The 21072-nt window shown below is 51.6% G+C and carries 13 protein-coding genes; 9 read left to right on the top strand and 4 right to left on the bottom strand.

Annotation, left to right across the window (positions count from 1 at the left end; all coding sequences use genetic code 11):
• The first annotated feature begins 14 nt into the window (after positions 1-14).
• Positions 15-647 (top strand): GTP cyclohydrolase II, encoded by a 633-nt coding sequence (gene ribA / locus UNDKW_RS16300; RefSeq protein ID WP_162042019.1) that lies wholly within the window; start codon positions 15-17, stop codon positions 645-647.
• Between the two features lie 13 nt (positions 648-660).
• On the opposite strand, the gene UNDKW_RS16295 is transcribed toward ribA, so the two are convergent.
• Positions 661-1503, bottom strand: a complete 843-nt coding sequence (locus tag UNDKW_RS16295) for an HDOD domain-containing protein (protein ID WP_162059523.1) — start codon at positions 1501-1503, stop codon at positions 661-663.
• Positions 1504-2009: 506 nt separating this feature from the next.
• On the opposite strand from UNDKW_RS16295, the gene UNDKW_RS16290 reads away from it, so the two are divergent.
• From UNDKW_RS16290 to UNDKW_RS16280, 3 genes are all read left to right on the top strand, one after another.
• Positions 2010-2843: a hypothetical protein gene (locus UNDKW_RS16290; RefSeq protein ID WP_162059522.1), complete on the top strand. Its 834-nt coding sequence runs from the start codon at positions 2010-2012 to the stop codon at positions 2841-2843.
• A gap of 311 nt (positions 2844-3154) precedes the next feature.
• Positions 3155-5266, top strand: a complete 2112-nt coding sequence (locus tag UNDKW_RS16285) for a TonB-dependent siderophore receptor (RefSeq protein WP_232063005.1) — start codon at positions 3155-3157, stop codon at positions 5264-5266.
• Positions 5267-5287: 21 nt separating this feature from the next.
• On the top strand, positions 5288-6499 hold the full coding sequence (locus tag UNDKW_RS16280; protein ID WP_162061978.1) for a PepSY domain-containing protein: 1212 nt from the start codon (positions 5288-5290) through the stop codon (positions 6497-6499).
• Positions 6500-6516: 17 nt separating this feature from the next.
• Here UNDKW_RS16280 and UNDKW_RS16275 read toward each other — a convergent pair whose 3' ends face one another.
• From UNDKW_RS16275 to zwf, 3 genes are read right to left on the bottom strand one after another with little or no spacing between them, the layout of a single operon-like run.
• Complete coding sequence (locus tag UNDKW_RS16275) at positions 6517-7419, bottom strand: SIS domain-containing protein (RefSeq protein WP_162042016.1); 903 nt, start codon at positions 7417-7419, stop codon at positions 6517-6519.
• A gap of 5 nt (positions 7420-7424) precedes the next feature.
• A complete protein-coding gene (pgl, locus tag UNDKW_RS16270; protein WP_162059521.1) occupies positions 7425-8093 on the bottom strand; it encodes a 6-phosphogluconolactonase in 669 nt (222 codons plus the stop codon).
• Positions 8094-8107: 14 nt separating this feature from the next.
• Positions 8108-9568, bottom strand: a complete 1461-nt coding sequence (gene zwf / locus UNDKW_RS16265; protein WP_162059520.1) for a glucose-6-phosphate dehydrogenase — start codon at positions 9566-9568, stop codon at positions 8108-8110.
• Positions 9569-9920: 352 nt separating this feature from the next.
• Between zwf and edd the strand changes: the two genes are divergently transcribed.
• The 5 genes from edd (at position 9921) to UNDKW_RS16240 (ending at position 21064) form a co-directional block, all read left to right on the top strand.
• Positions 9921-11762, top strand: a complete 1842-nt coding sequence (gene edd, locus UNDKW_RS16260; RefSeq protein ID WP_162059519.1) for a phosphogluconate dehydratase — start codon at positions 9921-9923, stop codon at positions 11760-11762.
• 21 nt (positions 11763-11783) lie between these two features.
• Positions 11784-12437, top strand: a complete 654-nt coding sequence (gene eda, locus UNDKW_RS16255) for a bifunctional 4-hydroxy-2-oxoglutarate aldolase/2-dehydro-3-deoxy-phosphogluconate aldolase (protein ID WP_162059518.1) — start codon at positions 11784-11786, stop codon at positions 12435-12437.
• A 63-nt stretch (positions 12438-12500) separates the two neighbouring features.
• On the top strand, positions 12501-14135 hold the full coding sequence (pgi, locus tag UNDKW_RS16250) for a glucose-6-phosphate isomerase (RefSeq protein ID WP_162059517.1): 1635 nt from the start codon (positions 12501-12503) through the stop codon (positions 14133-14135).
• Positions 14136-14348: 213 nt separating this feature from the next.
• Positions 14349-17135 (top strand): phosphoenolpyruvate carboxylase, encoded by a 2787-nt coding sequence (gene ppc, locus UNDKW_RS16245; protein WP_197892902.1) that lies wholly within the window; start codon positions 14349-14351, stop codon positions 17133-17135.
• A 224-nt stretch (positions 17136-17359) separates the two neighbouring features.
• Positions 17360-21064, top strand: a complete 3705-nt coding sequence (locus tag UNDKW_RS16240; protein ID WP_162059516.1) for an AAA family ATPase — start codon at positions 17360-17362, stop codon at positions 21062-21064.
• Positions 21065-21072: the final 8 nt, after the last annotated feature.

Genomic DNA, 21072 nt, shown 5'->3' with positions numbered 1-21072 from the left:
TCCGCGAGAATTGTATGTTAAGCAATGACCAGCCTGTCAAATTAGATGAACAGGCTTTGGAATATGTCGATTCCTGTAACCTGCCCACGACCTGGGCAACCTTCCGCATGCATGCCTTTGTAGAAACGGCAACGGGCAAAGAGCATATCGCCCTGACTCTTGGCGATGTGGCTGATGGCCAGCCCGTGCTTGCACGCATACATTCAGAGTGCCTGACCGGTGATGCCTTATTCAGCAAGCGCTGTGACTGTGGCCCGCAACTGGAACTGGCCTTGCAAAAAATCGCCCAGGAAGGGCGCGGCGCTTTGCTGTATCTGCGTCAGGAAGGGCGTGGCATAGGCCTGCTCAACAAGGTACGTGCCTATCATCTGCAAGACGAAGGTGCCGATACAGTAGAAGCCAATCAAAAGCTAGGCTTTGCTGCCGACCTGCGCGACTATAGCCTGTGCGACCCCATGCTCAAACATCTGGGTATAGAGTCGGTACGCCTGATGACGAATAACCCGCGCAAGATTTCAGCAATGGAAGGCATGAATGTCAGGGTACACGAGCACGTCCCTCTGATCGTCAAGCGCAATCCCTATAATGAACGCTACCTGAGCACCAAGGCGACCAAGCTGGGGCATTTGATACAACCTGACTTGTAATTTACAGGTGAGCTTATACTTCAACCGCTTCCTGCAATTTTTCAAATTCTACGGCGGCTTCGGCCAGTACTTCATCAAGCAGAGTCTGGTCCAGACCCAGGCTCTCCCATGACTGACCGGTGATTTCTGGCGGTGCCAGATCAGGTGTGGTGGTCACTCCAAGAGCGTGGGCTATGCCATCTGCAACATGGACTATGGTTGCCAGAAAACCGAGACCGGGCTTTTCTGGGTGATGGTGACCAGCGATCGCTTTGATCATGACTTCTGAAAAATTCCACTGTGTTGCCAGGGTCTCTCCAACCAGGGCGTGATCTATCCCCAATAGCTGCTTTTCAGTTTCATACTGCGTTGTTTGCAGTTCCTGCCTTTGCTCCAAAACCTTTTCATAGGCTCCGGTATAGCAGGTCGCCAATACCAGTGCGCCTATGTCGTGCAATAAACCGGCAGTGAAAGCTACATCTGGGTTGAGCTTGAGGCGGCGGGCCAGTATGCGGGCCGCAATGGCAACGGCATTGGAATGCCGCCAGAAATCCTTGTGATTAAATCCTCTACAGTTATTTTCAGGGAAGCAGCCCGTCAGTGCCGCGGTGATCACGATCTGTCTTACTGTACTCAAGCCCAACAGTGAAATCGCCTGTTGCACAGTCGTGACCTTGATCATGGTCGAGTAATAAGGTGAGTTTGCGTAGCGCAGGGTCTTGGCGGTCAGCGCCATGTCATGGCTGACTTTTTGCGCGAGGTCATGCATATTCAATTCTTCATTATCGATGTTATTCAATAATTCCATCACGATGGCAGGCAAAGTCGGTAAGTCCTTGACGCTGTCAATAATCTGGGTAAGAGAGATGGTATTCATAAACCTGGCTCCTATGAAGAATATTTCTCTTAGCTTGCCTGAATTACCAGCGGCTGACTTGGATTTTTATCATCAGCGTACACTGGCAACAACGGCACGCGCATATTTTTATGCGTTTTTGCGATGCTGGATTTAGAATCGCCCCCTTTGCCCCTTAAGTAGCTAGAACTCATTTCATAAATATGAATGAGATGCGTTCGCCTCATAACACGGATCGGTAACACGTTTGTGGTTGTCAATTGTGGCACTATTTTCAATAAATCAATGTTGTCTGATACGTGTTATGAGGCAAACCCTTCGGGAACTGACGATTTGGGCGCATTGCTGCGTTGCGTCCTTTGCTAAGGCATGAGCCTTAGCTGCAGGCCACGCCTTGCACTGCATCCCAAACCACTACAATCGCCTTGTTCGCACTCATCCCTATTTATGAAATGAGTTCTAAAAAGCAGCTCAATAAAATGTTTAATTTTCACGCATCAGGAATAGCCAGACTTGGTTACATAATAATGATTTGCGCGGCAATGTGTGCCTGTAGCAAGCAGCAAGGGGATAGTAAACCAGACTCACCTGCATCAGAAAATGCTGCCGTATCCAGCGTTGCCAGCACAACTGCCAATAGCCTGGCAGCAAAACCAGACCTGGCGGATACTGTGGATAGCTTCATTGCCAGCCTGCAACTTAAAATGAAGTCTTACGACGAGGCGGTTTTGCGCAAATGGATAGACGCGTTCAATGCCCGGCAATTGACATTGCACGGCGTGGCAAAAGCAGGGGAGGATTTGCCGCCCTTGCCCGCAGGTGTCATACAAATTGAATTCGAAGACCTGGGTGAGCATATGTTGTTGCAAATACGCGAAGTGCTGACTGCACATAGCGATGACATTGATGGTGGCACAGATCAGTTTCGTTCCGTCTTTTTCAATAAAAGCGATATGAGCTTGCTGACAGACATTCCGACAAAGAGCCAGGCCATGCCGGGCACCAGCATGCGCATTGCGATTGGCAACCAGCAAAGTTGCATGGGTGATAGTGCCGGTGAAGGCTTTGCCATTTTTGACCTGAAACAAAAGGGTAAAACCTATCTCGATGAAAAATTCCAGGATCAGGTGCAAGGCTTTGAGGTGAAACCGGTCAAGACCGGCACCATACAATTATTGACACGCAGTGAAGCAGATTTCAAAGGCAATACAAATGATGCGCAACAATGCGAGATAGGCAGTTGGGTGGATGTGCTGGAAACCACCTATACGATTAGCTGCGATGCCAAAGATGGCAAGTGCACTTCGCAGAAAAAGCAGAAGACTTACCAGGCTTGTAGTGCAGTTGGTAGCTGTGATTGATGCTGTACGAGGGCACTGGAAGTTCATGTCAATGTAATAAGCACGCCATACAAGGGGATTGCTGCTGGGAAGCGCAGGTGTTTGATTTTTAAATATAAATGAGAATGATTTGCAATTGCATTTATGTGTGAGTAAAATAAGCCGAAATTTTTAATTCTGACGCTCTCAGAGGCTCTCTCTGTACAGCTAGTCAATTTCCAGGCTTATTTATGACTTTGCGCTCACATCGTTCGTCCTTTCCCCATGCTTTCCCTCGCAAGATACAGGCATCGCTACAAAAAAATGTACATCTTGTAAATTCTCTCCATCCCTTGAGCCCAATTGCATTGGCGCTGTCCATGCTGCTGGCGGCTCCGGCTTTCGCCGATGAGCCCGCGCCAGCCAAGGCTCGGCAGGCTGAATTGCCTGAGGTGCTCGTGACTGGCGTTTCCGGGAATGAACCGAGTACAGAAAAAACAGGCGCATATACAAAAAGAAAAAGCAGTTCAGCAACCAGACTTGATCTTTCTTTGCGTGAAACACCGCAATCGGTATCCGTTGTTACCCGTGCCAAGATGGACGACTTTAAGCAAGTCAATGTGAATGATGTGCTGTCTAATACCACTGGCGTGTCGGTAGAAAAAGTGGAGACCGACCGCACTTATTACATGGCACGCGGTTTTGATATTACCAATTTCCAGTACGATGGCGTCGGTTTGCCATTCACCTCTGGCAACGTGGCTGGTGATATTGATACTGCGATTTACGACAGGGTGGATATCGTGCGCGGCGCGAATGGCCTGATGTCAGCGACCGGCAATCCATCTGCGACGGTTAACTTCATACGCAAGCGTCCGGTCTATCAGTTCCAGGCGTCCGCAGGTTTGACACTGGGCTCGTGGAATACACGCAGGCTGGATGCAGATGTATCCAGTACATTGAACAGCGCTGGCACAGTTGCTGGCCGTATCGTAGTGGCAAAGCAGGCCGGTGATTCTTATCTTGACCGCTATTCGCCTGAAAAAACCGTCGTATATGGCGTGATTGAAGCCAACCTCGGCGAATCCACAGTGCTGACACTGGGGCATTCACATCAGAAGAGCGATGCCAAAGGCGGCATGTGGGGTGCCTTGCCGCTGTATTACACCGATGGCAGCCCAACCAATTACAGAACTTCTACCAGTACTGCTGCAGACTGGTCGCGCTGGTTGACCCAGGATGATCGCAGCTTTGTTGATCTGAGTCATCAGCTCAACAATGACTGGCAGATCAAGGCGACACTGAGCCGCAACAGATCTACGGCCGACTCCAAATTGTTTTATGTCTATGGCACGCCAGACCGCACAACTGGCCTGGGTTTATATAGCTACCCGTCCTTGTATAACGATGTGAATACTCAAACCCTGTTTGACTTGTCTGCCAGTGGCAAGTTCACCTTGGCAGGACGTAAGCACGACCTCAGTTTTGGTATCAACTGGTCGAAATCGAAGATGGATGATATTTCCCATTACGGCGTGGGCATAGGTACGGCACTGCCTGATATCAGCAACTGGACTGGCAATTACCCGCAACCCGCATTCAATGCCTACACCGATGGCAGTGCGTATGAAGACACGCGCAAGACTGTATTTATTGCATCCCGTTTCAACCTGGCGGATCAATTCAAATTCATCGCCGGAGCAAACCATACCAAGGCAGAGAGCACCGGTTATGCTTATGGCGTCAGCAGCCGCAAGAATGCCAGCAACACCTCGCCTTATCTGGGCCTGGTCTATGATCTGACACCTTATGCTTCTGTGTATGCCAGCCACACGGAAATCTTCAATCCCCAAAGCGAAGTGGATGCGAGTGGAAAAACCCTTGACCCTGTTAAGGGTAAAGGCGATGAATTGGGTCTCAAGGTCGAACTGTTCAACCGCAAGCTGAACCTGTCTGCGGCTGTTTTCAAGATACAGCAAAACAATGCAGCGGAGCAGGCAGGCTATATAGGCACCAAGAGCTATTACCGTGGCATAGATGCGCAATCACAAGGCTTTGAACTTGACGCCAGTGGTGAATTGGCAAAAGGCTGGAACCTCAGCGCAGGCTATACACAGTTGAGTCTCAAGGGTAGCAATGATCAGGATGTCAAAACTTATGTGCCGCGCAAATTGTTCCGTCTGTCGACTGCTTATCAACTGCCTTTCATGCCAAAGGCAAAAGTGGGTGGTAGCCTGAACTGGCAGTCGGCTATTTTCCGTGATGAAGGCTCAGGCAACATCATACGCCAGGGCAGTTATGCAACGCTGAACCTGATGGCGCGCTATGACGTGAATCAGAATCTCAGCATATCGGCCAACCTGAACAATGTCAGTGATCAAAAATATCTGACCAGCCTGTACTGGAGCCAGGGCTATTACGCTGCGCCAAGAAACGGCAGCGTTGCGGTCAACTGGAAATATTGATAAGCCAGGAAGTTTATGTTGATGCGTCCTGTCTTTGTTTTACTGCACCGCTGGTTTGGGCTTGCGGTGGCGGTATTCCTGTTTATCTCTGGCCTGACGGGTGCTTTCATCTCCTGGGATCATGAGCTGGATGCTTTGCTCAATCCGCATTTGTTCCAGGCGCACAGCCAGTCGCAAGGCAAGGCTGGCAAACCCATGTCAGGACTGGAACTGGCCAACAGGGTAGAAGCACGTGACCCGCGCATCTGGGTGACCTATGTCCTGAGCGAGGCAGAGCCAGGACACACCAGCCAGATGTCGGTAGAAGGCAGGATAGATCCTGCCACTGGCAAGGCTTATCCCCTGGGCTTTAACCAGATTGCAGTCGACCCTGTCACTGGCGATGTACAGGGCAAGCGGCAATGGGGTGAGATATCCCTGAGCCGTGAAAACCTGCTGCCATTTTTATACAAGCTGCATTACACCATGCATATACCCGAAGTATCGGGCATAGAGCTGGGTGTTCTGTTCATGGGCATCGTCGGCATAGTGTGGGCGCTCGATTGTTTTATCGCGCTATGGCTGTCTTTCCCCAACTGGCGTAGCTGGCGCAAGTCATTTGCTTTTCGCTGGCGTCAGGGAGGGCATAAACTCAATTTTGATTTGCACCGCTCCAGTGGTGTCTGGCTATGGTTGTTCATGCTGCTGCTGGCGATTACCTCAGTATCGATGAACCTTAATGCACAAGTGGTACGCCCAGTCGTTTCATTATTTTCACCTCTGAGTGCGGATGTATTTGCCAGCCGTATACCGCAAGCACCGGACAAGCCTCTGATACCCGTGATCAGCCGTGAACAGGTTACGGAATTGGCAAAACAGGAGGCGCAAAAACGCGGCTGGACCTTGCCTGCTGGCGGCATATTTTATTCACCCGCATTTGGTGTGTATGGTGTGGGATTTTTTGAGCCTGGTAATGATCATGGCGATGTCGGCCTGGGTAATGCCTGGCTGTATTTTGATGGCAAGGACGGCAGTGCGCTGGGAGGTAAAATCCCCGGTACTGGTTCTGCTGGTGATATTTTCCTGCAGGCGCAATTCCCATTGCATTCAGGCCGCATACTCGGCTTGACCGGGCGTATCCTGATTTCACTGCTGGGCCTGGTGGTCGCCATGCTGAGCGTCACAGGTGTGATTATCTGGATGAGGAAGCGGCGTGCCAGGGTAGTAGCCAACGCCGCTATGCAAACTGTTTGACGTTGGCCTAATTGACCTTAACCTATCTTGGGTACAAGCCGTTTCTCACTGATACTGGCCTTGGCTCTTTCCAGCATATCGATGGCCGCAGGGCCACGCAGCAAGGTGACAGCCACTGCCAGTGCATCGATATAGGTCAGATGCGCAAGGCGTGAAGTCATCGGTGTGTAGATGTCGGGGTCTTCTTCCACATCAACACCTATGTGCACATCAGCCAGTTCTGCCAATGGGCCGCCACTGGCGCACAATACCAGTATTCTGGCACCAGCCTGTTTCGCCAGTTGCACGCTGTTGATGAGGTCACGTGTGCGTCCAGTGCGGGAAAATGCCACGACCACACAATCGCTGTTCAACAAGGTGGCGGATTGCGCCTGCAAGTGGGCGTCGCAAAATACGGTAGTCGGTATGCCAAAGCGGAAAAACTTCAACTGCGCATCAATCGCCAGTGCGCCAGAATAACCCAGGCCATAACATTCTATGCGGCGTGCGCGTGCCAGCAGATTGACTGCAGCTTCAAAGGTCGCGGTATTGGCATTATTGCGGGCTTCCATCAATGCGGCGATGGTGCGGTCAAAGACCTTGGGCAAGACATCACGCACATGATCAGCCTGGTTCACATCCAGATGCAGGAACGGGATGCCGGTGGCCAGGCTTTTGGCAAACGCCAGTTTGAAGGTCTTGAAGCCATCAAAACCCATGCTCTGGGCAAAGCGGGCGACCGTGGGTTCGCTGACGTCGCAGGCCTGGGCCAGAACCCGTATCGACATTTCCAGTGCATCATGCGGTTTTTGCAGTAAAAATTCTGCTACCTGGCGCTCGGCACGGCTTAAAGCCGTGCTGGCAGTGCGTATGCGTGCCAGCAAACCTTTTTCAGGAGGATTGTTGGGTTTATTGTCAGAAAACGGATTGGCCATATACATGAGCTTTACGGGCACCAGAAAACATCTATGGTACAGCCTGCTTCACGCAGCAAGGAGGCAACTGGCAGATTATTTTCTACTGCCTGTTCCAGTACCTGTCGTTTTTCTGCACCGGTGATGACGAGCCAGATGCGTTTGGTATTCAAAAGACGCGGCAAGGACAATGACATGCGGCTCTGGCGGGTTTGCGGATGCACCGCTGCCAGGCAAGCCAGGTCATCATGCTGGGTAGGTGCGCCAGGGAAGAGGGAGGCAATATGCCCGTCTGCGCCCATGCCCAGCAAGACTGCACTGAAGGCTTGCGGCAATTGTTCCTTCAGACGCACATTGATGGCTTCTGTCGCCACTTCCGGCGTGCTCGAAGCATTTTTCAGGGACACCAGTTGCCAGCGCTTGCCCGTGGCAGAACCGGACAGGCAGCGGCGGAACAGACCCTCATTGCTCTGCGCGTCCTGATCCGGTACCCAGCGTTCATCGGTAGCTACCAGTTTGATGGGATTGTGCGCATCGATATTCGATAGCAACTGATCCAGGCGCTGATATACAGGCGCAGGTGTGGAGCCTCCAGCCAGGGCAAAGCTGCTGCCATCCGGTGTGGTCTTGATCACATTCAGCCATTGCTGGCTCAGGGCTTCGGTCAGTGCCGTGAAGTTTTCAAAAGTATGGTATTTCATAGTCATTTTATCGCTTAGCTTTCAACGAATTCTTCACCCCAGGCTGCCCCATGCTGTGCCAGCAAGTAACTGGCAGCAGATGGACCCCAACTACCGGAGATATATGACTTCAGGCCTTCGCTATCGTTTTGCCAGGCGCTCATGATGGGGTCTATCCAGGCCCAGGCAGCACTCAGTTCATCATCGCGCACGAACAGGGTCAGGTCGCCGTGCATGGCGTCAAGCAACAGACGCTCATAAGATTCAACGCGGCGTGAATTCGACACTTCGGCAAAATCCAGGTTCAGGGCAACGTCGGACAGGCGTATGCCTTCGCCCGGTTCCTTGGCCTTCATATACAATTGCACGCTTTCTTCAGGTTGCAAAGAAATGACGAGGCGGTTCGAACGCAAAGGCCCTTGTGACTTGCCAAAGATGGAGTAGGGGATAGGCTTGAAATTGATCGTGATTTCCGCACTGCGGCTGGCCATACGTTTACCTGTGCGCAGATAGAAAGGCACACCAGCCCAGCGCCAGTTATCTATCTCGGCACGGATGGCGACAAAGGTTTCAGTGCGGGATGCAGGCGGTACGCCGGGTTCATTCTGGTAAGCAATGACGGGTTTGCCATCAACGGCGCCGGCACGATATTGGCCGCGCACAGTTTTCTTGCTGACTTCGTCAGGCGTGAACTTGTGCAGGGCGCGCAAAACCTTGACTTTTTCATCGCGTATCGCATCCGGGTTGGCATTCACTGGTGGTTCCATCGCGACGATGGACACCAGTTGCAGCAAATGGTTTTGCACCATGTCGCGCAACGCGCCAGTATGGTCATAGAAATCACCGCGTGATTCGACGCCGACCTGTTCAGAGATGGAGATTTGTACATCCTGTATCCATTTGCGGTTCCATAATGGCTCCAGGAAAGAATTGGCAAAACGCAGTGCCAGCAGGTTTTGCACCATCTCTTTACCGAGGTAATGATCGATACGGTAAATCTGGTTTTCGTTCAGGTAAGTGCGCAGGGACTGGTTGATCTCTTTGGCAGATTGCGCATCGCGGCCCAGAGGTTTCTCGACCACGACACGGGCATTACCTTCTACCAGGCCATGCTTGGACAATTGCTCAACAACGGGGATGAAAATGTCGGGGCCTGTCGCCAGGTAAAACAGGGTGGCATTGGTTTCACTGGTATGCAGATTGTCTTTGAGGGCAGCAAAGTCTTCAGGGATGCGCGCATCTATTTTGGAATAATGCGTGGTCGCCAAAAAGGCAGATCGTTTTTCTTCCGTCGCACCATCTACGTTGGCAGCATAGGATTCAATGGCAGTCGCAACACGCACCCGAAATTCTTCATCAGTCAATTTTTCGCGGGCGGCACCAATGAACTTGAAGTTCTGGTCCAGCCTGCCATTCACAAATGCGCTATACAAAGCAGGGATGATCTTGCGCTTGGCAAGGTCGCCGGTGCCGCCAAATAAAACAAATGTGGTCATGCTGACTCCGTGTTGTGTCGGTTGTTATGTTGGGTGCAACACAGACGGCAGGTATATGTTCCCGTAAGTTACCGTCTGTTGCCAGATGCTGCTGTTTTGCTTGCCTGAGTTTGTCATGCATTGCAAAAGATGTACTACATTGATGATAGTGATTTATCCCGATTATGCCAGAAAATATTCAAAAATGTAGTTTCATTACGATAAATTTGATGTTTTTGCCAAAAAAAACAGCTAAATATCAAAATACTGAAAGTTTGTTACAGAAATGTGGGGATTTATGCTATCTTTGCTGCATTGATTCAGTATTGCTACAGCTTTCTTATTTTTCGCCCGAACGGGCCACAGGTGTTATATGACGACATCCCCATCCATTGCGCTGCATCCTGTTATCGACAAGGTTACCCAGCGCATTACCGAGCGCAGCAAAACCTTGCGCAGTACTTATCTTTCCCATCTGGAGCAAATGCGTGGCCGTGGCCCGCGCCGCGCCAGCCTGTCCTGTGCTAATCAGGCGCATGCCAATGCAGCGATGGACAATGGCACCAAGATCTGGCTCAACCAGGCGCAAAAACCAAATATCGGCATAGTCACTGCCTACAACGATATGCTGTCGGCACATCAGCCTTATGAGCACTATCCAGCGCAGATACGCCAGACAGCGCTGCGCTTTGGTGGCACTGCCCAGGTGGCCGGTGCTGTGCCTGCCATGTGTGATGGCGTGACACAGGGCCGCCCTGGCATGGAGCTCTCGCTCTTCTCACGTGATGTGATAGCCCAGGCAACTGCCGTGGCGCTGAGCCATGATGCTTTTGATGCGACGCTCTGCCTCGGTATTTGCGACAAGATCGTACCTGGCCTGCTGATAGGTGCGCTGGCCTTTGGTCATCTGCCAACCATCTTCATCCCTGCTGGCCCCATGGGCTCTGGTTTGTCGAATAAAGAAAAAGCAGCAGTGCGTGAACGCTATGCCCAAGGCAAAGCGACCAAGGAAGAATTGCTGGCGGCAGAAAGCGCCGCCTACCATAGTGCAGGCACCTGTACTTTCTATGGCACAGCCAACAGCAACCAGATGCTGCTGGAAGCCATGGGCCTGCATTTGCCAGGTGCCGCCTTTGTCCATCCGGGAGACCCATTGCGCAGTGTGCTCACAGATGCAGCAGTAGAGCGCGTCCTGCAATTGACCGAGCAAAGCGGCAACTACAGACCCATAGGTCAACTGGTCAATGAAAAAACCATCGTCAATGCCATCATTGCCCTGCTGGCGACGGGTGGTTCTACCAACCACACTATCCACTGGATTGCCGTGGCACGCGCCGCTGGCATCATCATCGACTGGCAGGATTTTGATGAACTGTCATCCGTCATCCCTCTGCTGACGCGTGTTTATCCTAACGGTACCGCAGACGTGAATGCCTTTGAAGATGCCGGTGGCCCGGTCTTTGTTATACGTGAACTTTTGTCTGCCGGACTCATGCATGCAGATGTCATGACAGTGTATGGCAATGATGGTTTGAATTCACACACGAGCCGCCCGGTATTGACTGAAGATGGCAAAGTTAAATGGGAAGCGCTGCCTGCAGAATCGACCGACACAACAGTGGTACGCAATGTGACTGATCCATTCGCACCTACTGGCGGCCTGCGTTTATTGCATGGCAATCTGGGCCGCGCGATTGTCAAGGCATCTGCCGTGCCTGAAGATGCTTGGGTCATCAAGGCACCGGCAAAAGTATTTGAATCGCAGGATGCACTCGTCAAAGCGTATAAAGCAGGCGAGCTGAATATGGATTTCGTCGCTGTCGTCATCTTCCAGGGCCCGCAAGCGAACGGTATGCCTGAGTTGCATCAGTTCACCCCTGTGCTGGGTAGCCTGATGTCGGCGGGGTATAAGGTTGCACTGGTGACGGATGGCCGCATGTCGGGTGCATCCGGCAAAGTGCCAGCGGCCCTGCATGTCAGCCCGGAAGTGGCACAAGGCGGCCCGCTCGGTAAAGTGCGTGACGGCGATGTTGTTGAACTCAATGTCCACACGGGTGAATTGCGTGCCCTGGTGGATGCTGATGTCTGGTCACAACGCGCCGTGCGTGAACTCAGCAAGGAAGTCACTTTCGGTTATGGCCGCGACTTGTTTGCCGCACAGCGTCGTGTCGTGACAGCGCCTGAGCATGGCGCATCCACTCTTTTCATTGATTAATTTTCTAAAAGCGAAACCATCATGAGCCTGAATATCAGTATGAGCAAGCGAAACATCATCGCCCAACTGGAACAAATCCGTGTATTGCCTATCCTGGTTACTGATGATGTCGATCAGGCGATACGTTGTGTGACTACGCTGGCAGAAAATGGTTTGCCAGCAGTTGAAATCACCTTGCGTACGCCAAATGCCATGACAGTCTTGCGCGAAGTCGTCAAGGCCTGCCCGACAGTGACGGTGGGTGCAGGTACCATTCTGACGCAAGCGCAACTGGATGCAGTCAGAGAGACAGGCGCAGCCTTTGGTATCAGCCCTGGCATCACGCCTTTGCTGGCAAAAACCGCTGCTGATTCTGGCCTGCCATATTTTCCTGGGGTTGGCGGTGCGAGTGACCTGATGCTGGCGCTGGAACATGGCTTCAATGTCGTCAAACTTTTCCCTTCTGATATCGTCGGTGCGACCAAGATGGCGAAGGCCCTGGGCGGCCCTTTCCCTGATGTGAAATTCTGCCTGACGGGTGGTGTTACGGTGGAGGCGACGCCTGCGCTATTGCAACAATCAAATATCCTGTGTGTAGGTGGTTCGTGGATGTGTCCAGCCTCCCTCATCAATGCAGGCGACTGGGCGGCGATTGGTGCGCTGGCGGCAGCCGCTGCTGCAGCTGGCAAGAAGTAAATACAGTTTGGAATAATATTTTTTAGCACTTTCACTCATCACTTTTCGTCTATAAGCAAGATTATGGTCACTTCCGTATCGCGTACTCCTATCTGGGGTTTGTTGCAGCAACGTGCCACCAACATGCCCAACCTGAAAGATCTGTTTCGTGCTGACCCTCAGCGCTTTGCGCATTTTTCAGCGTCCGCTTGCGGCATCATGCTTGATTACTCCAAGCAACGCATAGACACGACAGCAAAGCTGAATTTGCTGGCGCTGGCCAGGCAGCAGGATGTAGAGTCACGCCGCGATGCGATGTTGCGCGGTGAAGCGATCAACCAGACGGAAAACCGCGCAGTGCTACATACGGTATTGCGCTTGCCCAAGGGCGAGTCTTTTTATCTGAATGGTGAAAACATTGCTGCCGACGTGCACCAGGTGCTGGCACAAATGCGGACATTTAGCGATGCGGTCAGGGAAGGCCGCTGGCTGGGATATACAGGCAAGGCCATACGCACTATCGTTAATATCGGTATCGGTGGTTCAGACCTTGGCCCGCAAATGGCTTGCATTGCTTTGGCACCGTGGTCGCAAAAAAACCTGTCCCTGCATTTTGTCTCCAATGTTGATGGCCGTCATGTGGCTGATGCGCTGGCCAATGCTGATCCTGAAACAACTTTGTTCGTGGTCGCATCCAAGACCTTCTCGACTATGGAGACCCTGACCAATGCCCGCACTGCGCGTGAATGGATGTTGTCGCATGGTTGCCCGGTCGATCAGATATGTCAGCACTTTGTTGCACTCAGTACCAATGTTAAAGCCGCTGCTGATTTTGGTATCGCCCCTGAAAATGTTTTCCCGTTCTGGAACTGGGCTGGTGGCCGTTATTCGATGTGGAGTGCCATTGGTCTGTCAATTGCGCTATATGTAGGCGCAGACCGTTTTGAAGAAATGCTGGCTGGTGCGCATGAAATGGATTTGCATTTCGCCCAGGCACCGCTGGAACAAAATCTGCCGGTATTGATGGCCTTGATAGGTGTGTGGAATATCAATTTCCTTGGCTTGCAAGCACTGTCGATTGCACCTTACCACCAGCGCATGACACGCTTGCCTGCCTATTTGCAGCAACTGGAAATGGAAAGCAATGGCAAGTCTGTCACGCGTGAAGGACAGCGGGTTGATTACACCACTTCGCCTATTTTGTTTGGTGAAGCGGGCACCAATGGTCAGCATGCTTACTTCCAGTTATTACATCAGGGCGCAACGATTATCCCTACCGACTTTATCGTAGTTGCTGATGATGATGCAGGTTTGCCTGGTCATAATCAGGCACTGCTGGCAAATTGCTTTGCGCAATCCAAGGCCATGGCCTGGGGCAAAAGCATGGCAGAAGTAAGGGCTGAACTTGGCGACTTGCCTGACAAGGTATTGGCACCACGCGTGTTTGAAGGTAATCGCCCGACTTCAACTGTTTTGCTGGATTCTCTGACGCCACGCTCTTTGGGCGCATTGATTGCCCTGTATGAACACAAGGTGTTTGTGCAATCGGTTATCTGGGATATCAATGCCTTTGATCAATGGGGTGTCGAGCTCGGTAAATCGCTGGCGCAGCAATTGATCAGTCTTGATCCGAGTGCCGTCAAGGAAGATTATGACAGCTCGACCAAGGGTTTGTTGATGGCAGTTGGCCGTAGTCATAAATTGAAAAAAGCTGCTTAGCGTTTCATTTCTGACGCCGTGGTGTTGTAGGCGAGCCTCATTGTATTTGATATATTAAATTTATATGATGGTGTAAGCATGCTGTCAAGACAGCTGCTTACTCTGTAGAGTCGCAGCCCTGGCTGCCGCAAATATATTGCCACTTATTTGCCACTGCAGGCACGCAAGAATTTTCATCGATCTGTTTTTATCCTTACCGTAGAATTTGTCAGCATGAATGCCCACCTACATCCGCAATTAAAAATGAACGATATCAGCGACGACAAAGACCAGAGTCTGCGTGAAGACATACGCAGGCTGGGCCGCATATTAGGCGACACGGTAAGAAACCAGCATGGCGATGAAGTATTCGACCTCATCGAACAGGTGCGCCAGAATTCCATACGCTTTCGCCGTGACGCAGATGAAGCTGCACGTGCCGAACTGGAAACCACACTGGATACCCTGACCAATGACCAGACCACGCAAGTCATACGTGCTTTCAGTTATTTTTCACATCTGGTGAATCTGGCGGAAGACCAGCATCACATACGTCGCACCCGTGCGCATTTGATTGCAGGATCAGCGCCGCGTCAGGGAAGTTTGGCGCACACCATAGAAGCACTGTACAACACCGGTCACAGCAGCCAGCAATTGCTGGATTTTTTTGAGACTGCACAAGTGTTCCCGGTATTGACTGCTCATCCAACAGAAGTGCAACGCAAGAGCATCTTGAATTGCCAGATGGTGATTACCCGCCTGCTGGATGAGCGCGATCGCATGCAGTTGACGCCGGAAGAATCAGCCGCGAATGATGAAGCCCTGGGACGTGCCGTACTGACTCTATGGCAGACACGCATGCTGCGTACTTCCAAATTGTCAGTGCTCGATGAAGTGGAAAATGGTCTGAGTTTTTACGACTACACTTTCCTGCGTGAATTGCCACATCTGTATGCGGGCCTGGAAGATTTACTGGCAAGCAAAGATGCAGCGCTGGCCCAGCATGAACTGCCCAGCTTCATGAAGATGGGCAGCTGGATAGGTGGTGACCGTGATGGCAATCCTTTCGTCACGGCCACTGTGCTGGAAAAAACCCTGGCCATGCAGGCCACGCGCGCCTTTAAATTCTATCTTGATGAATTGCATACCCTGGGTTCGCAATTGTCGATGGCGAATTTGTTGGTGAAAGTCTCTGACGACTTGCTGGCCCTGGCGCAGCGCTCACCTGATCATTCGCCACACCGTTCTGACGAGCCTTATCGCCTGGCCATCAGCGGTGTGTATGCGCGCCTGTCTGCGACCTACAAACAATTACTGGGCCTGGAACCAGTCATCCACCCCAGTGGTATCGCCGAACCTTATGCGACAGCAGAAGAACTGGCTGCGGATCTGGATATTGTTCACTATTCCTTGTATGACAACGGTTCTGCTGCGATCACGCGTGGCCGTTTGCGTCATTTGCGCCGAGCGGTCAAGGTGTTTGGTTTTTATCTGGCACCTGTGGATTTGCGCCAGAATTCAGATGTGCACGAGCGCGTAGTGCATGAGTTATTGCAGGCGGCTAATCCTGAATTGAAGTACCTGGATTTGGATGAAGATCTGCGCATAGAAGTCTTGATTAAAGAGATCAGCTCGGCCCGTCCACTGGCTTCGCCTTACCTGACGTATTCAGAAGAGACACAGTCTGAACTGGCGATTTACCGTGCCGCCTGCACCGCTCAAAAGCGCTATGGCAAGGGGACAGTGCCTAATTGCATCATTTCCAAGACTGATGGCGTGTCCGACATGCTGGAGCTGGCCTTGCTCCTGAAAGAGTCTGGCCTGCTGCATCCGGCTGAAGGGCGTGTTGACGTCAATATCATCCCACTGTTTGAAACCATAGGCGATCTGCAAAATAGTGCGCCTGTCATGGACAGGTTGTTTGGCATACCGGCTTATGCACGCCTGCTGGCCAGCCGCAACAATGCGCAGGAAGTCATGCTTGGTTACTCTGACAGTAACAAGGATGGCGGCTTTTTGACTTCTGGCTGGGAGCTGTACAAGGCTGAGCTTGACCTGATCGCCATATTCAGCAAACACCAGGTGCGCCTGCGCCTGTTCCATGGACGTGGTGGTTCGGTTGGCCGTGGCGGCGGCCCCAGCTATCAGGCGATATTGGCGCAGCCTGCGGGTGCTGTGCAGGGGCAGATTCGCCTGACAGAGCAGGGCGAGGTTATTACTGCCAAATACGGCAATCCTGAAGTAGGGCGGCGTAATCTTGAAGTATTGGCTGCGGCCACCATGGAAGCCAGTTTGCTGGCACATACCGAGCCAGCACCACGCCCCGAGTTTTTGTCAGCGATGGAAGAATTGTCCGACCATGCTTTCAAGGCCTATCGTAATCTGGTCTATGAAACCGAGGGTTTCGAGCAGTATTTCTGGGAATCGACAGTCATTTCCGAGATCGCTGGCCTGAACATAGGCAGCCGCCCGGCTTCTCGCAAGAAATCTACAGCGATAGAAGATTTGCGTGCCATTCCCTGGGTATTCAGCTGGTCGCAATGCCGTTTGATGTTGCCGGGCTGGTTTGGTTTTGGCTCTGCTGTACAAGCTTATCTGAGGGCACATCCTGATACCGGTTTGCAGACTTTGCAGGCGATGTTCAAGGACTGGTCTTTTTTCAGTACTGTGTTGTCGAATATGGAGATGGTACTGGCCAAGAGCGATATCGGCATTGCCAGCCGTTATGCGCAACTGGTCAAGGATGAATCCTTGCGTAACCGCATCTTCCCGCGCATACAGGCTGAGCATGAAGCAACGATAGATATACTGAAGGCAATTTCTGGGCAGGATGAATTGCTGGCAGCAAATCCTTTGCTTGCGCGTTCGATACGTAACCGTTTCCCCTATCTGTCGCCATTGAATCACGTGCAGGTGGAATTACTGGAACGCTACCGTAAGGGCGATGAAGACGAGCGCGTGCGTCGTGGGATACATTTGTCCATCAATGGTATTGCTGCCGGTTTGCGTAACAGCGGCTGATTCTTTTATTTTTTGTCACTTATAAAGCCTTCCTTTATTTATTAGGGAAGGTTTTTTATTTGCAATAAAGCAAGTTATGCTTTTGCTTGCGCTGATTCAAGGAGAGGAATAGGTGACCCGGTTATAATATTGCTATCCGGCTACAAGTATGTGTGTTTTTATTATTCATGCCCTTGCAGTCTGCAATCAGGTTCGCCAGCAAAAAGTATCTACTTTCAAAGAATATGCACACCTCAGCATCGCCAGATCCATCTGTCTCTCAGCTTGATATTTCCTTGCTAGGTAGTTTTCAGTTAAAGCTTGACGGTCAGGACATCGCTGGCAAGCTTAAATATCGAAAAGCCATTTATCTGTTGGCCTATCTGGCAACAGCGAGTGGCCGCTGGATAGCCAGGGAGCATTTGGCAGAACTGCTGTGGCCTGACTTGCCCGCTGCCTCCGCGCTGACGAACCTGCGCCAGGTACTCAACAACCTCAGCAAGGCCATCAATACGCCCATGGGGGCGGAGGTCATACAAAGCAGGCGCGACAGTATTGCTTATTTTTCAGATTCGCGAGTACATGTGGATATTGCTAGCTTGCTTAATGAATGGCAGGCAGATGACCCGGGAAATCTGTTTTGCTCGTGGCTGGCAGATAGCTTTGAACCACGGCTAAGCCAACTCAATCATGATTTCCTTGAACGCATGGAACTCAATGTTGGTACTGATCTGCAAGCCTGGATACACCAGGTGCGCAAGCAATTGCGGGAACGCTGGCGTGACCTCGCTGCAAGACTTTGCCGGGAGCAAGAAAAGACCGGACGTATCGCCTCTGCTGTTGCAATAGCCAATCAGCTATGGGAGCAGGACAGCTTGAACGAAAATACTGCTGCAAAGCTGATACGCCTGTTGTTGTCCTGTGGTGATTTCAAGCGTGCCAATTTTGTGTTGACTACGCTGGAGCAGAATTTACTTGCTGCCTTTGGTACGCACGCGTCTGCATCGACCAGGAGATTATTGCAACAGGATCCCATGTCAACTGTCGTTGATCAGAAAGTTAAAGGAGAAAAACAGGTTTCGACCATCATACGGGCTATTACCGAAATTCGCTGGCTCACGATTGCCTATGTGGAATTTGATCTTTCGCCGCTCCCGGGAGCTGATGAGGCAGACGCGGTTTTGCGTATGGAGCAAATACTTTGCGCAGCGCAAGATAAAATCAGCCTGTGGGGCGGGACTTGCAAGCAAGTATTTGGTCAGGGTTTTCATGCGAGTTTTGGTATGCACACTGAGCCCGAGCAAGCTGCCCTCAGGAGTATTTACGCTGCGCAAGAAATCATGCTTGCAGATGGAGCGCGGCAGCATCTGCGCATTGGAATTTGCGCTGGCAATGTCCAGTGTACTGTTGATGAAATGCGCTTTCTTGGAGCCTTGCCAAGAAAAGTGCAAGAGATGTGCTGGTCTGCTGCGGTGGGTGAAATTGTGTTTGACCGGATGGTCGCAGAGCAAATCAGTAGTAAGCTGACAAACGATGCCATGGAATTGTTGGCACATGACGGCTATGCAAATGACGTAATCAAGTACAGACTAGCAAGGCAACTCATGAGTACCGGAGGGCAACAGGAATTTCCTCTGGTTGGGCGCGGTGAAGAGTTACAGGCTGTATGGCGCCACTGGCAGTTGGCAAAGCAGGCGCAACCACAATGGCTGATATTGTGCGGCAATGCTGGCATGGGCAAGACCAGGCTGGCTACCGAAGTGAGCCGCCAGCTCGATACTGCAGAAAACCTTGTCATTCGTATTTATTGCACGCTTGAATACCAGCATCAATCCTTGGCAGCCTTGCGACAAGCGCTGGCTGAATTGTTTGCCTTATCGCCTTTGAAAGCGGATGAATATCCGCGCAGAATAAGGGCGTGTTTGCGGGAACTGGTACCGGCTTATGAGCCAGAAGAAGCGATGCTCCATGCACTTATTTCTCTGTTTGACCAGAGCATGCAAGTGGAGGCGGATAGCAAGAACCAGATATTTGCAGCGCTGGGCACTTTGTTCGACCAATTGTCCAGACAAAAGACTTGCCTAGTATTGATTGATGATTTTCACTGGTCAGATTTCGCTACCCGCGAATTTCTGGCCCGTTATGCGGGCAGCCTGGAACAACAACGGCTATTGCTATTGGTAACAACAAGACCAGACGCTCCGCTGGAACATGCGGGTGCCTCGCCCGTTATCATTGAACTGAGCCCGCTTGCTTTTGCTGCTGCGGAGCAAATGGTCGCTGCCTGTGACCACCGCCATATTTTGTCAGAACAGGAGCAAACGCGCATAGCGCATGATTGTGGTGGTGTTCCCCTGTTTATTGAAAGGCTTACCCGCAGCCGTACAGAAGACGGACAGCATCATCTGATACCGGTTAAGGAATTGTTGCAGAGCGAGTTGGATAAGCTCGGGCCATACAAGAATATTTTGCAAATGGCAGCCGTCATTGGTAACAACTTTAATGCGCGTATACTCAGTGGCTTGTTGCCAGACGAAGATGTAGCTGGTCCACTGCAACTGGCCATTAGCTATCGCCTGATACAAGCAGGCGCGCAGCATGGGCACTATCGCTTTCAACATGCCTTGATTGCTGACGCGGCGTACCAGAGTTTTCCTGAAAAACAGAGGCGGACAGCACACCTGCGTGTCGCAGAGCATTTGCTCAATGAGCCTGGCATAGCGAGTGCAGAAATTGCCCGGCATTTTGAAGAGGCACATGATTTGCAACAGGCAGCCTCCATGTGGACGATCAGCGGCCAGAAAGCATTGGCGAGTGAATTCGCCATGGATGCCTTGCATGATTTTGGCAAGGCACTGGATATCGCCTTGCAGCCACAGTCCGGGCTGGCGCATTTGCAAATTTCCCTGCGTTTATCCATGGGTAATGCCGCCCTCTTGTGCCAGGGGTATGGATCCCAGTTGGGGCATCAGCAGTTCCGAGCTGTCTGTGATAGTTTGAATGACTTACCAGCACCAGATCATGAAGAAACAGAGTCTTTGTTCTGTGCCTTGAGTGGTTTGTACATGGGGGGAAGTTCACAAGGCAAGAGCGATGGCCTGGGTATAGCGCGACGCCTGGAGGAGCTGGCAAATACGCCTGCCAAGCGCCTGATGGCCTGCTTTGCGCTTGGCAATTCATTGTTCTGGCGCGGCCTGTTTGTAGAGGCACTGCGCTATCAACAAGAGGGCTTGTCCATCGCCAAGACACTTAGTCTGGAAGAGCGCCAGCGTTACTGGGGCGAAGATCTTGAGATACTGATACGCGCCTTCCTGTGCTGGAACCTATGGTTTTTGGGGGATGCCTATGCCCATGAATTGGCAATAGAAAGCACTTTGCTGGCCAGGGAGCGCAAAAAAAGCCATGCTTTGTGCTTTATGCTGACCTTCAATACGGCGATGTGCTGGACTGCAGGCCAAAGGGATGAAGCCGCCAAGCTCGCAGGAGAGGGTGTGCAACTGGGTACACAATTTGGATTTCCATTATGGCAAAGCATGAATAGTCTGTTTTATCTATCTGCCCAGGCCAATGGCAACAAGCTCAAAGACATCATGCCCGCACTTGAGGCAGCAGAAAATTTGCACAGCGCCTACCGGGCTGGCACAACCACGGCCAGTTGGGTTTTGGCCAGCACCCTAATCAAACTGCAATGCTGGGACGAGGCAAAGTCTTTGCTGATAAAGACGCTTGGCGAAATTGACAAATACGAGGACTATTACTGTCATGCAGACTTGCTGCGTTTGAGCAGTTTGTGTCACATGCAAGAGGGTGATATCGGTCTCGCCAGTGAAACACTCGAGCAGGCCTTGCAAATGGCAACAGCACAAGGAGCTGTGGGATTGTTAGATGCAATCAGGCAGGCAATGGCAGATTGCCAGCTACTGCAGCAAAAGCATGCTTTGCCGCAGTAGCCCATCAA

This window comes from Undibacterium sp. KW1, from assembly GCF_009937955.1.
Classification (GTDB): Bacteria; Pseudomonadota; Gammaproteobacteria; order Burkholderiales; family Burkholderiaceae_D; genus Undibacterium.
The sequence above is the reverse complement of the archived record's forward strand: the minus strand, read 5'-3'. Positions and strand labels throughout refer to the sequence as shown.